The sequence below is a fragment of the Mycobacterium simiae genome (genome assembly GCF_010727605.1).
In the GTDB taxonomy this organism is placed as follows: domain Bacteria; phylum Actinomycetota; class Actinomycetes; order Mycobacteriales; family Mycobacteriaceae; genus Mycobacterium; species Mycobacterium simiae.
In genome coordinates this window covers 5,508,848-5,521,973 of record NZ_AP022568.1, presented here as the reverse complement: position 1 = coordinate 5,521,973, position 13,126 = coordinate 5,508,848, and the positions used below count along the sequence as shown (strand labels likewise).

Below are 13,126 nucleotides of genomic sequence, written 5' to 3'. Positions count from 1 at the left end.
CCAGATCCGTAAATTCACATGGTAGCGAAGAGATCTGGTCCGACCCGGTGCGACGTGCCCGCCCCGGTCGGGGTCACCAGCCGTACGGCAGCGGATGGCCCTCGGCGAAGCCCGCCGCCGACTGCACTCCGACGACGGCTTGCTCGTGCAACTCGGTCAGCGTCGCGGCGCCGACGTAGGTGCAGGTGCTGCGCAGTCCGGACGTGATGTGGTCGAGCAAATCCTCGACGCCGCCGCGGTCGGGGTCCAGGCCCATTTTTGAGGTGGAGATGCCCTCCTCGAACAGCGCTTTGCGGGCGCGGTCGAAGGCGCTGTCCGCGGCGGTGCGGGCCGCGACCGCCCGCTTGGATGCCATGCCGTAGCTCTCTTTGTACGGCCGGTCCTCACGATCGCGCATCAGGTCACCGGGCGACTCGTAGGTACCGGCGAACCACGACCCGATCATCACGTTGGATGCCCCGGCGGCCAGCGCCAGTGCGACGTCACGCGGGTGCCGGATCCCGCCGTCGGCCCACACGTGTCCGCCGAGATTCCTTGCTGCAGTGGCGCATTCAAGCACAGCGGAGAACTGCGGGCGACCGACGCCGGTCATCATCCGGGTGGTGCACATCGCGCCGGGCCCGACGCCGACCTTGACGATGTCGGCGCCCGCGCCCAGCAGGTCGCGAGTGCCCTCGGCCGACACCACGTTGCCGGCCGCCAGCGGCACACCGAGGTCCAGTGACGCCACCGTCTGGATCGCGTCCAGCATCCGGGCCTGGTGTCCGTGCGCGGTGTCGATGACCAACACGTCGACGCCGACCTCGACCAGCGACCGGGCCTTGGCCCCCACATCGCCGCTGATGCCGACGGCCGCGCCAATCCGCAGCCGGCCGGCAGCGTCGGTGGCCGGGGTATACAGACCGTTACGCAGCGCCCCGGTGCGGGTCAGCACACCGGCAAGCTTGCCGTCCGCGGCGGTGACCACGGCGACGTCGATTGAGGCGTGCTCGAGCAGGTCGAAGATCTTGCGCGGCTCGGTGCCCAGCGGCGCGGAGACGAAGTCGGTCACGGCCACGTCGCGCACCCGGGCGAAACGATCCACGCCGGTGCAGGACGGCTCGGTGACCAGGCCGATCGGCCGGCCCTCGAAGACCACCACCGCGGCCCCGTGAGCCCGCTTGGGGATCAGCGCCAGCGCGTCGGACACCGAGTCGTCGGGTTCCAGGACCACCGGAGTGTCCAGCACCAAATCGCGGCTTTTGATGAACTCGACCGTCTGCTGCACAGCGGTGATCGGGAGATCCTGCGGCAGCATTACGATGCCGCCGCGCCGCGCGACGGTCTCGGCCATCCGCCGCCCGGCGACGGCGGTCATGTTGGCGACGACGACCGGGATGGTGGTGCCGGAGCCGTCGCTGGTGGACAGGTCGACGTCGAACCGAGACGCGACCTCCGACCGGTTCGGCACGATGAACACGTCGTCGTAGGTCAGCTCGTAGCCGGGCCGGTGCTCGTTGAGAAACTTCATCGCGATCGCCCCACCCTGTGCAGCCCCTTCGTCACGCTCGTTGTCCCCGCTAGGCGGGCACCTCGGTGCGGTCCGCGCTCCACAGCGTGTGGAAGCGCTTGTCCGGCTCCTCGTCGGTGCGCCCGTAGGTGTGCGCGCCGAAGTAGTCCCGCAGCCCCTGGGTCAGCGCGGCGGGCAGGCGTTCGGTGCGCAGCGCGTCGTAGTACGACAGCGCCGAGGAGAACCCGGGGACGGGGATACCCAACTGCGTCGCGGTCACCACCACGCGGCGCCAACTATCGATGGCGGCCTCGATGGCGCTACGAAAGTAGGGCGCCACGATCAGCGTCGGCAGCTCGGCGTCCTCGTCGTAGGCCTCTTTGATGCGATTGAGGAACTTCGCGCGGATGATGCAGCCGCCGCGCCAGATGGTGGCCAGATCGCCGGGCGTGATGTGCCAGTCGTACTCGGCGCTGCCGGCCTGGATCTGGTTGAAGCCCTGGGCGTAGGCAATGATCTTGGACGCGTACAGCGCTTGCCGGACGTCCTCGACGAATTGCGTCGCGTCCGTGGGCCGCGCACCCAGGTCGCCGGAGGCAAGCCCGGTGGTGGCCTTGCGCTGGGTCACCGAACCCGACAGCGCCCGAGCGAACACGGCCTCGGCGATGCCGGTGACCGGCACGCCCAGGTCCAGCGCCGACTTCACCGTCCAGCGGCCGGTGCCCTTCTGCTCGGCTTCGTCCAAGATGACGTCCACCAACGGTTTGCCGGTCTTGGCGTCGGTCTGCCGGAGCACCTCGGCGGTGATTTCGATCAGATAACTGTCCAGGTCGCCCTTGTTCCATTCGGCGAAGACGTCCGCGATTTCCCCAGCGGTCTTGCCGAGGCCGTCGCGCAGCAGCTGGTAGGCCTCTCCGATCAGCTGCATGTCGGAGTATTCGATGCCGTTGTGCACCATCTTCACGAAGTGGCCGGAGCCGTCGGGCCCGATGTGGGTGCAGCACGGCACGCCGTCGACGTGCGCGGAGATCTCTTCGAGCAGCGGGCCCAACGACGTGTAGGACTCAGCCGGACCGCCGGGCATGATCGACGGCCCGTTCAGCGCACCCTCCTCGCCCCCGGAGATGCCGGCACCCACGAAGTGCAGGCCCCGCTCCCGCATCGCCTTCTCGCGGCGGATGGTGTCGGTGTAGAGGGCGTTGCCGCCGTCAATGATGATGTCGCCTTCTTCCATGGCGTCGGCGAGCTCGTTGATGACGGCGTCGGTGGGGTCGCCCGCCTTCACCATGATCAGCACCCGGCGCGGCTTCTCCAGCGCGTCCAGGAATTCCGCGATGGTCTCCGACCGCACGAACTTGCCCTCGTCACCGTGGTCTCGCAGCAGCGCATCGGTCTTGGCGACGGACCGGTTGTGCAGCGCGACGGTGTAACCGTGATGCGCGAAATTGCGGGCGATGTTCGATCCCATGACGGCCAGGCCGGTGACGCCGATCTGTGCGGTGCCAGTCTTCGAATCCGTGGAGTCCGGGCCACTCATGTCTTCGCCTCTCATGTTGAGCACTTCTGCTACGCGGTTTCCGTCACACTGTGGCACAGCGCAGTTCCGGTCCACCCGGAGGATTCACCATGCTGGCGCTAGAGGTTGAACAAGCGACGGAGCTCGGTGAGCCACGGCACGGCCAGCGCGACCGTCGGCACCACCAGCACGGCCGCGGCGGCCAGGTACGCGGCCGCGGCGAGCAGCGCGCTGTTGCCCCGGCCGGACAGCCGTCGCACCCGCACCACCGTGCTGGTACCGCCGACGGCCAAGGCACCCGACGGAGCCCGCCCCGCCGCGCAGGCGACCAGCGCCCGGGCCAGGGGAGTGCGCCCGGCCGCGCGCACCGCCGCGTCGTCGGCGAGCAACTCCACCAGCAGGTGCACCGCGCCTAGGGCGTTGGAGCTGCGGACCAGGCGCGGGAAGGCGGCATGCACCGCGGTGAAGGCTTCCAGTACCAGGTCGTGGCGGGCGCGCAGATGCGCCCGTTCGTGGCTGAGGATGGCCGAGACTTCGTCGGTGGTCAGCTGACTCAACGCTCCCTCGCTGACCACCACGCGGCTGCGCACGCCGGGTAGGCAATAGGCGATGGGCTCGGCGACCTCCAGTACGCGCAGGTCCGGGGTGCGCGAACAGGGTTCCGCGCGTGCCGCGTCGTGGCCGACCCCGACAAGATCGACGACCATGCGGTGGTGGGCCCGCCGGCGCCGGTTGGCGATGGCCACCCGCACGACCGCGACCACCAGCCGAACCCCGACCAGCACGGTCAGCGCGAACGCGGTGACATATGCCGTCCACAACGGCCAGCCCAGGCGATCGGCCGCACCCACCACACTGGCCGTCGGGCGGCCGTCCGGGCCGGGCATCAAAATGCGGGTGGCGATCGCGATTCCCGCGCTGAATGCCGACAGCACGGCAGCCACGGCGATGGCTTGCCATAACACCATCGCCGCGCGCGGGGCCCGCAGTGGCCAGGATGCCCGCGCCAACAGGGCTGGCGCGGGACCGATCAGCAGGACCGCGAGGAAGGTAAAGGCCAACGCGGACACATACCTAGTGTCCCTCAGGCGTCAGGTCAAATTCCAGCCGATCAGGTATCGCGTTGATTCGCTTCCAATTCGGCAAGCGCGCGGCGTAGTGCCGCCGCCTCGTCGGCGCCGACGCGCTCGACGAAATGCACCAGCGCGGCCTGCCGGCTCCCGGAATCCTCGGCCTGGGACAGCGCGTCGACCATGAGTCCGGCGACCAGCTCGTCGCGTCCATGCACGGGCGCATACCGGTGAGCCCGGTCGTCGCGGATCTGCGACACCAGATTCTTCTTGGCTAGCCGCTGCAACACGGTCATCACCGTGGTGTAGGCGAGGTCGCGGCGCGCCGACAGGGACTCGTGGACTTGGCGGACCGTTTGTGGTTCCGGTGCGGACCACAGGTGATCCATCACCGCGCGTTCGAGGTCCCCCAGCCGTGTCAGCTTGGCCATAGTTCCTTCATCTCCTGAGGCTTGTCACCAGCGTACTCCGGCTTACTACCGACGGTCGTATAAGCGACCGACGAATCCGCGTCTGCTGCCGCGGTGGACTCCGCGCTCGCGAAGGCGATTCCAGCTTACCCCTTGCGAAGTTAGGGCAGCCTTGCCTACACTCATGGAGGTCGAGCGGAACAGACCGTCGGAGTGTCCTGAGGGCTGCAGTGACCCCCGGTCTTCTCGATCGGCGAGCCCCGTGCCGTAGCGCACGGGGCTCGCCTGCTTTTCCCGTAGGTCGCGGGGCGGCCGGCGCGATGCGCAGATCCGGCGAGACACACGCGCGTGATGGTGTAAACACAGAGCGTGCCATCGACTCCCGACGCCGTGATCCCTCCCCACTTCACCGCTCCCTTCGACACCGAGCTGGGTCTGCGATTCACCGAGCTCACCCCCGACGGCGCCCACGCTCAGCTCGAGGTCACGCCGAAACTGCTGCAGCCGATGGGCCTGGTGCACGGCGGCGTGTACTGCTCGATGGTGGAAAGCATGGCCAGCGTGTCCGCCTACACCTGGCTGGCAACCCAGGGCGGTGGTGAGGTCGTCGGGGTGAACAACAACACAGACTTTTTGCGGTCGATCCACTCGGGCACGGTCTACGGCGCCACGGAGCCGATTCACCGCGGCCGGCGCCAGCAGTTGTGGCTCGTCACCATTACCGACGACCGGGATCGCGTCATCGCTCGTGGACAGGTGCGGTTGCAGAATCTCGAGCCCCGACACAGCTGACTTTGCTGCACAGGAATTCTCCAGGGCGACGTGGCAGGATCCCAAACCATGCGCCTGACGCCGCACGAGCAGGACTTGCTCCTGCTTTCCTACGCCGCCGAATTGGCCCGCAAACGCCGTGCCCGTGGCCTGCGCCTCAACCATCCTGAAGCCGTCGCCCTCATCACCGACCACATCCTCGAGGGAGCACGCGATGGGCGTACGGTGGCCGAGCTGATGTCAAGCGGCCGTGAGGTTCTCGGTCGCGACGACGTAATGGAAGGCGTGCCCGAGATGCTGGACGATGTGCAGGTGGAAGCGACCTTTCCCGACGGCACCAAGCTCGTCACCGTCCACCATCCGATCTCATGATTCCTGGCGAAATCCTCTACGGCAGCGGCGATATCGAGATCAACGCCGGCGCCCCCCGGATCGCGATGCAGATCCTCAACACCGGGGACCGTCCGGTCCAGGTGGGCAGCCATGTCCATCTGCCGCAAGCCAACTCGGCGTTGTCCTTCGATCGTGCCGCGGCCCGAGGGTACCGGCTCGACATCCCGGCGGCCACCGCGGTGCGCTTCGAGCCCGGTGTGGCCAAGACCGTCGGTCTGGTTCCGCTGCGTGGAGGCCGAGAAGTTCCCGGCTTGACGCTGAACCCTCCTGGACGACTGGACATTTGATGTCATACCTTTCGCGGAAGCAATACGCGCAGCTGTACGGTCCCACCACCGGCGACCGGATCAGGCTGGCTGACACCGACTTACTGGTAGAGATCACCGAAGACCGCAGCGGGGGACCGGGACTGGCCGGCGATGAGGCGGTGTTCGGCGGCGGAAAGGTATTGCGGGAGTCGATGGGCCAGGGCCGCGCCACCCGGGCCGAGGGCGCACCCGACACCGTGATCACCGGGGCGGTGATCATCGATCATTGGGGAATCATCAAGGCCGACATCGGTATTCGCGATGGCCGCATCGTCGCTATCGGCAAGGCCGGCAATCCAGACATCATGACCGGTGTGCACCCGGATCTGGTGGTCGGGCCGTGCACCGAGATCGTCGCCGGCAACGGCCGGATTGTGACCGCGGGCGCCGTGGACTGCCATGTCCACCTCATCTGCCCGCAGCTGATGTCCGAGGCGCTTGGGTCGGGAATTACCACGATCGTGGGCGGCGGCACCGGCCCGGCGGAGGGCAGTAAGGCCACCACCGTGACCCCGGGTTCATGGCACCTGGCCCGGATGCTCGAGGCGCTCGACGGGTGGCCGGTCAACGTGGCACTACTGGGTAAGGGCAACACCGTCAGCAGCGAGGGGCTGTGGGAGCAGTTACGCGGCGGCGCTTCGGGTTTCAAACTACATGAGGACTGGGGGTCGACCCCTGCGGCCATCGACGCCTGCCTGACCGTGGCGGCCGCCGCCGGGGTTCAGGTGGCGTTGCACACCGACACCCTCAACGAGATGGGCTTCGTCGAGGACACCCTGGCCGCGATCGCTGGCCGCTCGATCCACACGTATCACACCGAAGGCGCGGGCGGCGGCCACGCGCCCGACATCATTCGGGTGGCCGGACAACCGAATGTGCTGCCCAGTTCCACCAACCCCACCCGCCCGCATTCCGTCAACACCCTCGATGAGCATCTGGACATGTTGATGGTCTGCCATCACCTCAACCCACAGGTACCCGAGGATTTGGCGTTCGCCGAAAGCCGTATTCGGCCGTCGACCATGGCGGCCGAGGATCTACTGCACGACATCGGCGCGATCTCGATGATCGGCAGCGACTCACAGGCGATGGGCCGCATCGGGGAGGTGGTGCTGCGCACCTGGCAGACCGCGCACGTAATGAAGCGCCGACGCGGCGCGCTGCCCGGTGATGGTGCCGCAGACAACCTGCGAGTGCGCCGCTACGTGGCGAAATACACGATTTGCCCTGCTATTTCGCACGGACTCGACGCCGAGGTCGGGTCGGTGGCGGTGGGCAAACTGGCCGACCTGGTGCTCTGGGACCCGCGGTTCTTCGGGGTTCGCCCGCATGCGGTGATCAAGGGCGGCATGATCGCCTGGGCGGCGATGGGTGACGCGAATGCGTCCATCCCCACCCCGCAGCCGGTGCTGCCACGGCCGATGTTCGGGGCGGCCCCGGCGGCCGCGGCCGCAACCTCGGTCCATTTTGTCGCGCCGCAGGCGATCGAGGCCGGCCTGGCCGAGAAGCTGGCGGTCAATCGCCGACTGGTCCCGGTGGGCGACACCAGTGCGATCGGCAAGGCGGCCTTGCCGCTCAATGACTCGTTGCCCGACATAGAGGTGCACCCGGACACCTTCACCGTGCGCATCGACGGTGAAGTCTGGCAGGAACAACCGCCGGCCGAACTGCCGCTGGCGCAACGCTATTTCCTGTTCTGAGACCCATGTCCGTACTGGCGACGCTGCTGACCCTGGCCGATTCTCGACTCCCGGCCGGCTCCCACGTGCACTCCGGCGGCGTCGAGGAGGCGGTGACCAGCGGCCTGGTGGTCAACGTGGAAACACTGGAGGCCTTCTTACGCCGCAGGATTCGCAGCCACGGGGTGGTGACCGCCTCGATCGCGGCGGCGGTCCAGCGCGGCGAGCTCAGTTGCGAGCGAGCCGAGCAGGAAACCGATGCGCGCACACCGGCACCTGCGGCTCGGCAGGCGTCCCGCGGCCAGGGCCGCGGGCTGACCCGATTGGCGCGACGCGTATGGCCGACTGCCTGTTGGACCGATCTGGGCAGCCGGCCGCATCTTGCCGTCGCATCTGGACGGGTCGGCGCGGTCGCCGGTCTGGATCCACAGCAGAACGCCCTCGCGATCGTCTACACCACAATGACGAGTTCGGCGACCGCGGCGCAGCGGCTGCTGGCCCTCGACCCGGCCGATGTGTCGGCACTGACGTTTCGGCTGGCGGAGCTGTGCGAATGCGCCGCAGCGCAGGCGGTAGCCGGACTGGCCGACCTGTCCGACCCCTTGCTCGACACCCTGGCGCAACGCCATGCTCAGCGCGAGCGGCCGCTATTCGTGTCGTGAAACCGTTGCGGAGGTTACGCGACGATGGACGGCTCTCGCATATCCGTTGCACCGCAAGCGTTTTGATTACGTGCGTGCACCGATGGTCGGAGAGCTAAGGGATAGTCACGCGAGCGGCCGCGCCTCTAATCGGTGTACGGTCCCCACGCGTGCCGTTTGAGGGCGGCGGCCTTTTTGCCGAGTTTGCCTGCGCGCACCATAACCGCCAGGCTGTCCAAGATCACCCGGCTGCTCATCAGCGCGGTCTGCTCGGCCCAGTCATACGGCGGTGAGCACTCCACCACCTCGATGCCGTTGAGCCCGGGCTCGGAGATCAACCGGATCAGGTTGAGCGCCTCTCGGGGCAGCAGGCCCCCGGGCTCGGGCCAGCCGGTCCCCGGCACGAAACCGGCATCGATGACATCGATGTCGAACGACAGGTATACCGCCTTGGCGTCCTTCCAGGCCGTTTCCAAAGCGATCTCGGCGACCTTCTCGATCCCCACCCGCTCGACATCGCCGACGGTGATCACCGTGCTGCCGCGCTGTCGGCCCACCTGGACCCCGGCCCGCGGTGCTTGCCACCCCCCGATACCGATCTGCACCAGGTTCGTCGCCGGCGCATTCTTGATGTTGGTCGCGTGGAACCACGGGGTGGTATGCATCCGCTCGTCCAGGTCGGTTTCCTGGGTGTCGACATGCCGGTCGAAGTGGATGATGCCCACGTTGCCATCCATGTGTGGGGCCAGCCCCCGCACCGTCGGAAATCCGATCGAGTGATCACCACCGAGAATTACCGGAAACACACCCTGGGACACTACGTGCGACATCGCGGTGCTGATCTGATCGAACGACTTCTCGATATTACCCGGAATGGTCACCACGTCGCCGATGTCGACGATGTTGAGCTGCTCGCGCAGATCCACGCCCAGCTCGTAGCAATACGTGCCAAACAGGTTGGTAGCACGACGAATACCCATTGGGCCGAACCGGGTGCCCGGCCGGTAGGTGGTCCCCGCGTCCAATGGCGCCCCGAAGACCGCCACTTCCGCGTCGCCGACATCGTGCACATCCTCGAGGAACGGACACTTCAGGAACGTCCCACGCTCGCCGGCGAAGTGCGGCAATTCGCCACGAGCAAACGTCGACAACGTCCGATCTCCGATCGTCGGTGCGGCCTGCAACCCGTGGGCCAGGCAACGCTCGATCTCTTCTCGGTGCCGGCGGGTGGATAACTCCGCTTCGGCCTGCTGCGCCCAGGCACCCTCCCGATTGGGGATGTCGGCCTGACCGGCAAAAGGATTGAACATCGCTGCTTCCTCTCGTCGAGTACGAACACGGCAGAGGATGACTTGGCGACCGGCGAATCAGCAGATAACTCGACCACCCGCTCGGGGTACCGGCGCGCCACACACACCCTGCATTCGCCGTCTTGTCGCTGTCCGGGTACGGCGAACTCGTCCGGGCGGTCCATATGGCTACGCCGCTACCCAAGTTACCTACCCGGCCATGAATCACAAGATGGTCGCCGTCACAGGGCGGTGACTTTCCTGGTAATGGCTAGCGCGCGGTGCGGCAGTTCGGGCGGTGCATGTCGTTGAGCAGCGTCACGGCCATCTGCCGCGTAGGGCTACTTGTGGGTTGCCTCCTGAATCAAGGTCGCGGCCGTGCGCTTGAGGACGTCGCGCTGTCTGCTCACATCGACGATCGCCTTGCGCAGCTGATTGAGCTCGTCGCGCTCGCTGACCGGGCCGTCCTCGTCGAGGTCCGTCGGTTCGATCCATCGGCCGGCGGGGTCGTCGTGCATCCCCGACGCTCCGGCGACGGCCGGAATCATCTTGTGGCGTGCGCCTGCCCGGAGCCGATCCTGCTCGCCGCGCGGCGCATTGACGACGCTGGCCACTGGGCCCATCGTCGGCATACCGCCGTAGAAAGCTCCCGCCCGCGGCAGCGCATCCAGCCCGGCGGTAGACGATTCGGATGCAGCCAACCGGATCGGGGCGGACGTGTCCCACGTTGGCGGCACCGATAACCCGCCGACCGACGCCGACTGGCCCAGACCCGCCGCTACACCGTTACCCAGGCCCGCCGCGGCGGGGCCGCTCACCCCGGTGCTCGACGCCAGCGCCGAGCCCGACACGTCAGATGCCGCCGACGCGGCAGTCGCCGGCGCCGAGAGTGCACTGACCAACGGATTCCAGGCCGCGGCCACCGGCGGGTCGAGGGTCAGCAGAGCCCCGGACGCGTCAAAGTTCAAACCTTCCGAAAGGATCTGGTAGCCAACGGTATTCGCGCTGAAGTTGTTGAACAAGTCCAGGATCGAGGCGGGCGCCGACGATGTTTGCGACGATTCGGACGAGGTCCCCGCCGACGCGCGCTGCAGCATGCTGGGCAGGTTCGACAGCGCCGATTGCGCACCCGGGCCCGCGGCCGAGGCGGCGGCCTGGCCCATGGAGGTGCCCTGATTCGCCGTACCATCCGAATTCGTGGTCTGCGACGGCGCGGTAAACGCCGTCAACCTCGTCGCCGCCGCCGACGCCTCGGCATAACCCTGCATCATCGACACATCCTGAGCCCACATCTGCGCGTACTGCGCCTCAGTCGCCGCAATCGCCGGAGTGTTCTGCCCAAAAACGTTGGTAGCCACCAACGACGCCAACAACGCCCGATTCAACTCAATCTCCGCCGGCGGCACCGTCACCGCAAAAGCCGCCTCATAAGCCGCCACCGCCAGCCCCGCCTGACTAGCCGTCTGCCCCACCTGCTCAGCAGTACTACTCAGCCACGACACATACGGAGCCACCGCAGCCACCATCGACAACGACGACGGACCCAACCACGGCCCACCCGCCAACTCCGACACCACCGCCCGATACGACGACGCCGTAAAACTCAACGTCTGCGCCAACGCACCCCACGCAGCAGCCGCCCCCACCAACGGACCCGACCCCGCACCCACATACATCCGACCCGAAATCACCTCGGGCGGCAGGACCGCAAAATCCATCAGGCCACTCATAACATCGCTTCCTTGATCAGGCGTGCGGCGGCATCTCGTTCGGTCGCCACCTCGGCGATTTCCTTGCGCAACTTGGCGAGTTCCTCGCGCTCGCTTTCGCTCAACGCGCTGGAGACGTGTCGGCGGGTTGGGCGCGGTTGGGCGCTGTGGCCGGGCGGGTGCTCGGCGACGTCCGGTTCGCCGGGCAACGACGGCACGACTTTCTGGGCCGGGCCCGAGCGGATGCGAGTCTGTTCCCCCCGGGGAGCGTTGACCAGGCTGCCCACCGGCGGAATGCCGCCGAAGAACGGTGCGGCGCCCTCGACCTGGGGCACGGCCCCCAGGCCGGCGACCGGAAGCTGGGTTGTGCTGCTTGCCAGCCGAATCGCGGGCGAGGAGCCCCAGGACTGTGGCACCGACAACTCGCCGACGGTGGCTGCCGCACCGACGCCCGCCGACACCGAACCCGCCCCGGCGCTGCGCGAATTCACCAGCGTGCCCAGGCCCGGATCCACCGGCGTCACATCGCCGGCGACCGCCGCGGCCGTCGGAACCGCGAGGCCGTACAGACCGCCCAGGATGGGCGTGATACCGGACGCGGTGAACAGCGGTCCGCTGAGTACCAGGGCCCAGTTTCCGACGTTCTCGGTGAAGGTGTTGAGTCCGGACCCGCCGTCGCTGCTGAAGATGCCGCCCGGGCTGATCGGCGACAGCGGGTTGGACGACCCGGCGGCGAGAGTCTGCAGTGTGTGGGGCAGGTTCGACAGCGCCGATTGCGCACCCGGGCCCGCGGCCGAGGCGGCGGCCTGGCCCATGGAGGTGCCCTGATTCGCCGTACCATCCGAATTCGTGGTCTGCGACGGCGCGGTAAACGCCGTCAACCTCGTCGCCGCCGCCGACGCCTCGGCATAACCCTGCATCATCGACACATCCTGAGCCCACATCTGCGCGTACTGCGCCTCAGTCGCCGCAATCGCCGGAGTGTTCTGCCCAAAAACGTTGGTAGCCACCAACGACGCCAACAACGCCCGATTCAACTCAATCTCCGCCGGCGGCACCGTCACCGCAAAAGCCGCCTCATAAGCCGCCACCGCCAGCCCCGCCTGACTAGCCGTCTGCCCCACCTGCTCAGCAGTACTACTCAGCCACGACACATACGGAGCCACCGCAGCCACCATCGACAACGACGACGGACCCAACCACGGCCCACCCGCCAACTCCGACACCACCGCCCGATACGACGACGCCGTAAAACTCAACGTCTGCGCCAACGCACCCCACGCAGCAGCCGCCCCCACCAACGGACCCGACCCCGCACCCACATACATCCGACCCGAAATCACCTCGGGCGGCAGAGCCGCAAAATCCACCGAACACCTCCGTAACAAGTCATCACGGTGCCGAACGAATCGTGCCGAGCTGGACCCATGGCTCGGCGGTGTGGTTGTGCGCGTTGGCCTTTGCGCTACGACGCGCGAGTCGGCGGACAGCCTCGTTGCCCCGTGCTGGCGTCCTAACGACAGCCGACCACGTCACCGACTGACACCCCCAAGCTAAGTACCGGTCCCTAACTCACGCTGACTCTCATTGCCGGACTGCGTGTTTCGACTTCGCTTCTACTATTTCTATCGGGTGATAGGAATCTTAGGAGTCATTTGGATCATGCTGATGAGCATCGTGTTTCGAGCGCGTTTCGGCATTCATGTGCGCACGCGCCAAAAATGGCGGGCCACAGCGGCATTGGGCCATGAGCCGTCGCTGGACAATCGAAACATCGGACCTTATCGGCAAATCCACTAACCGCCGCGACGCTGCCGTTCGTCGACGGTGACGGGGCGACCAGTGGTTCAG

12 protein-coding genes and 1 riboswitch are annotated in these 13,126 nt (G+C 67.2%); of the genes, 5 read left to right on the top strand and 7 right to left on the bottom strand.

The annotated features are described in order from the left end of the window. Positions 1-73 precede the first annotated feature (73 nt). From G6N33_RS25720 to G6N33_RS25705, 4 genes are all read right to left on the bottom strand, one after another. Entirely contained in the window at positions 74-1,510 is a 1,437-nt protein-coding gene (locus tag G6N33_RS25720; protein ID WP_044505885.1) for a GuaB1 family IMP dehydrogenase-related protein, read from the bottom strand. A 49-nt stretch (positions 1,511-1,559) separates the two neighbouring features. Further along, positions 1,560-3,026, bottom strand: a complete 1,467-nt coding sequence (gene gndA / locus G6N33_RS25715; RefSeq protein WP_044505886.1) for an NADP-dependent phosphogluconate dehydrogenase — start codon at positions 3,024-3,026, stop codon at positions 1,560-1,562. 98 nt (positions 3,027-3,124) lie between these two features. Further along, a complete protein-coding gene (locus G6N33_RS25710; RefSeq protein ID WP_061555649.1) occupies positions 3,125-4,075 on the bottom strand; it encodes a M56 family metallopeptidase in 951 nt (316 codons plus the stop codon). 41 nt (positions 4,076-4,116) lie between these two features. After that, a complete protein-coding gene (locus G6N33_RS25705) occupies positions 4,117-4,506 on the bottom strand; it encodes a BlaI/MecI/CopY family transcriptional regulator (RefSeq protein ID WP_044505888.1) in 390 nt (129 codons plus the stop codon). A gap of 348 nt (positions 4,507-4,854) precedes the next feature. On the opposite strand from G6N33_RS25705, the gene G6N33_RS25700 reads away from it, so the two are divergent. From G6N33_RS25700 to G6N33_RS25680, 5 genes are read left to right on the top strand one after another with little or no spacing between them, the layout of a single operon-like run. Then, the gene (locus tag G6N33_RS25700) at positions 4,855-5,277 is read left to right on the top strand and encodes a PaaI family thioesterase (protein WP_044505890.1); all 423 of its coding nucleotides are present in this window, start codon (positions 4,855-4,857) and stop codon (positions 5,275-5,277) included. 48 nt (positions 5,278-5,325) lie between these two features. Continuing rightward, complete coding sequence (locus tag G6N33_RS25695) at positions 5,326-5,628, top strand: urease subunit gamma (RefSeq protein WP_044505891.1); 303 nt, start codon at positions 5,326-5,328, stop codon at positions 5,626-5,628. Then, on the top strand, positions 5,625-5,936 hold the full coding sequence (locus tag G6N33_RS25690; protein WP_044505892.1) for an urease subunit beta: 312 nt from the start codon (positions 5,625-5,627) through the stop codon (positions 5,934-5,936). The genes G6N33_RS25695 and G6N33_RS25690 overlap by 4 nt, the downstream gene beginning before the upstream one ends. Continuing rightward, the gene (locus G6N33_RS25685) at positions 5,936-7,657 is read left to right on the top strand and encodes an urease subunit alpha (RefSeq protein ID WP_044505893.1); all 1,722 of its coding nucleotides are present in this window, start codon (positions 5,936-5,938) and stop codon (positions 7,655-7,657) included. Before G6N33_RS25690 ends, G6N33_RS25685 begins: the two co-directional genes overlap by 1 nt. Before the next feature lie 5 nt (positions 7,658-7,662). Beyond that, positions 7,663-8,298, top strand: a complete 636-nt coding sequence (locus tag G6N33_RS25680) for an urease accessory protein UreF (RefSeq protein WP_044505894.1) — start codon at positions 7,663-7,665, stop codon at positions 8,296-8,298. A 125-nt stretch (positions 8,299-8,423) separates the two neighbouring features. On the opposite strand, the gene G6N33_RS25675 is transcribed toward G6N33_RS25680, so the two are convergent. From G6N33_RS25675 to G6N33_RS25665, 3 genes are all read right to left on the bottom strand, one after another. Continuing rightward, positions 8,424-9,587 carry an agmatinase family protein gene (locus G6N33_RS25675; protein WP_044505895.1) on the bottom strand — a complete coding sequence of 388 codons (1,164 nt, stop codon included), beginning with the start codon at positions 9,585-9,587 and terminating at the stop codon, positions 8,424-8,426. 111 nt (positions 9,588-9,698) lie between these two features. Next, positions 9,699-9,761: riboswitch (guanidine-III (ykkC-III) riboswitch) on the bottom strand. Positions 9,762-9,907: 146 nt separating this feature from the next. Then, a complete protein-coding gene (locus tag G6N33_RS25670) occupies positions 9,908-11,296 on the bottom strand; it encodes a PPE family protein (protein ID WP_170310412.1) in 1,389 nt (462 codons plus the stop codon). Then, positions 11,293-12,645 (bottom strand): PPE family protein, encoded by a 1,353-nt coding sequence (locus G6N33_RS25665; RefSeq protein WP_163771719.1) that lies wholly within the window; start codon positions 12,643-12,645, stop codon positions 11,293-11,295. Before G6N33_RS25665 ends, G6N33_RS25670 begins: the two co-directional genes overlap by 4 nt. Positions 12,646-13,126: the final 481 nt, after the last annotated feature.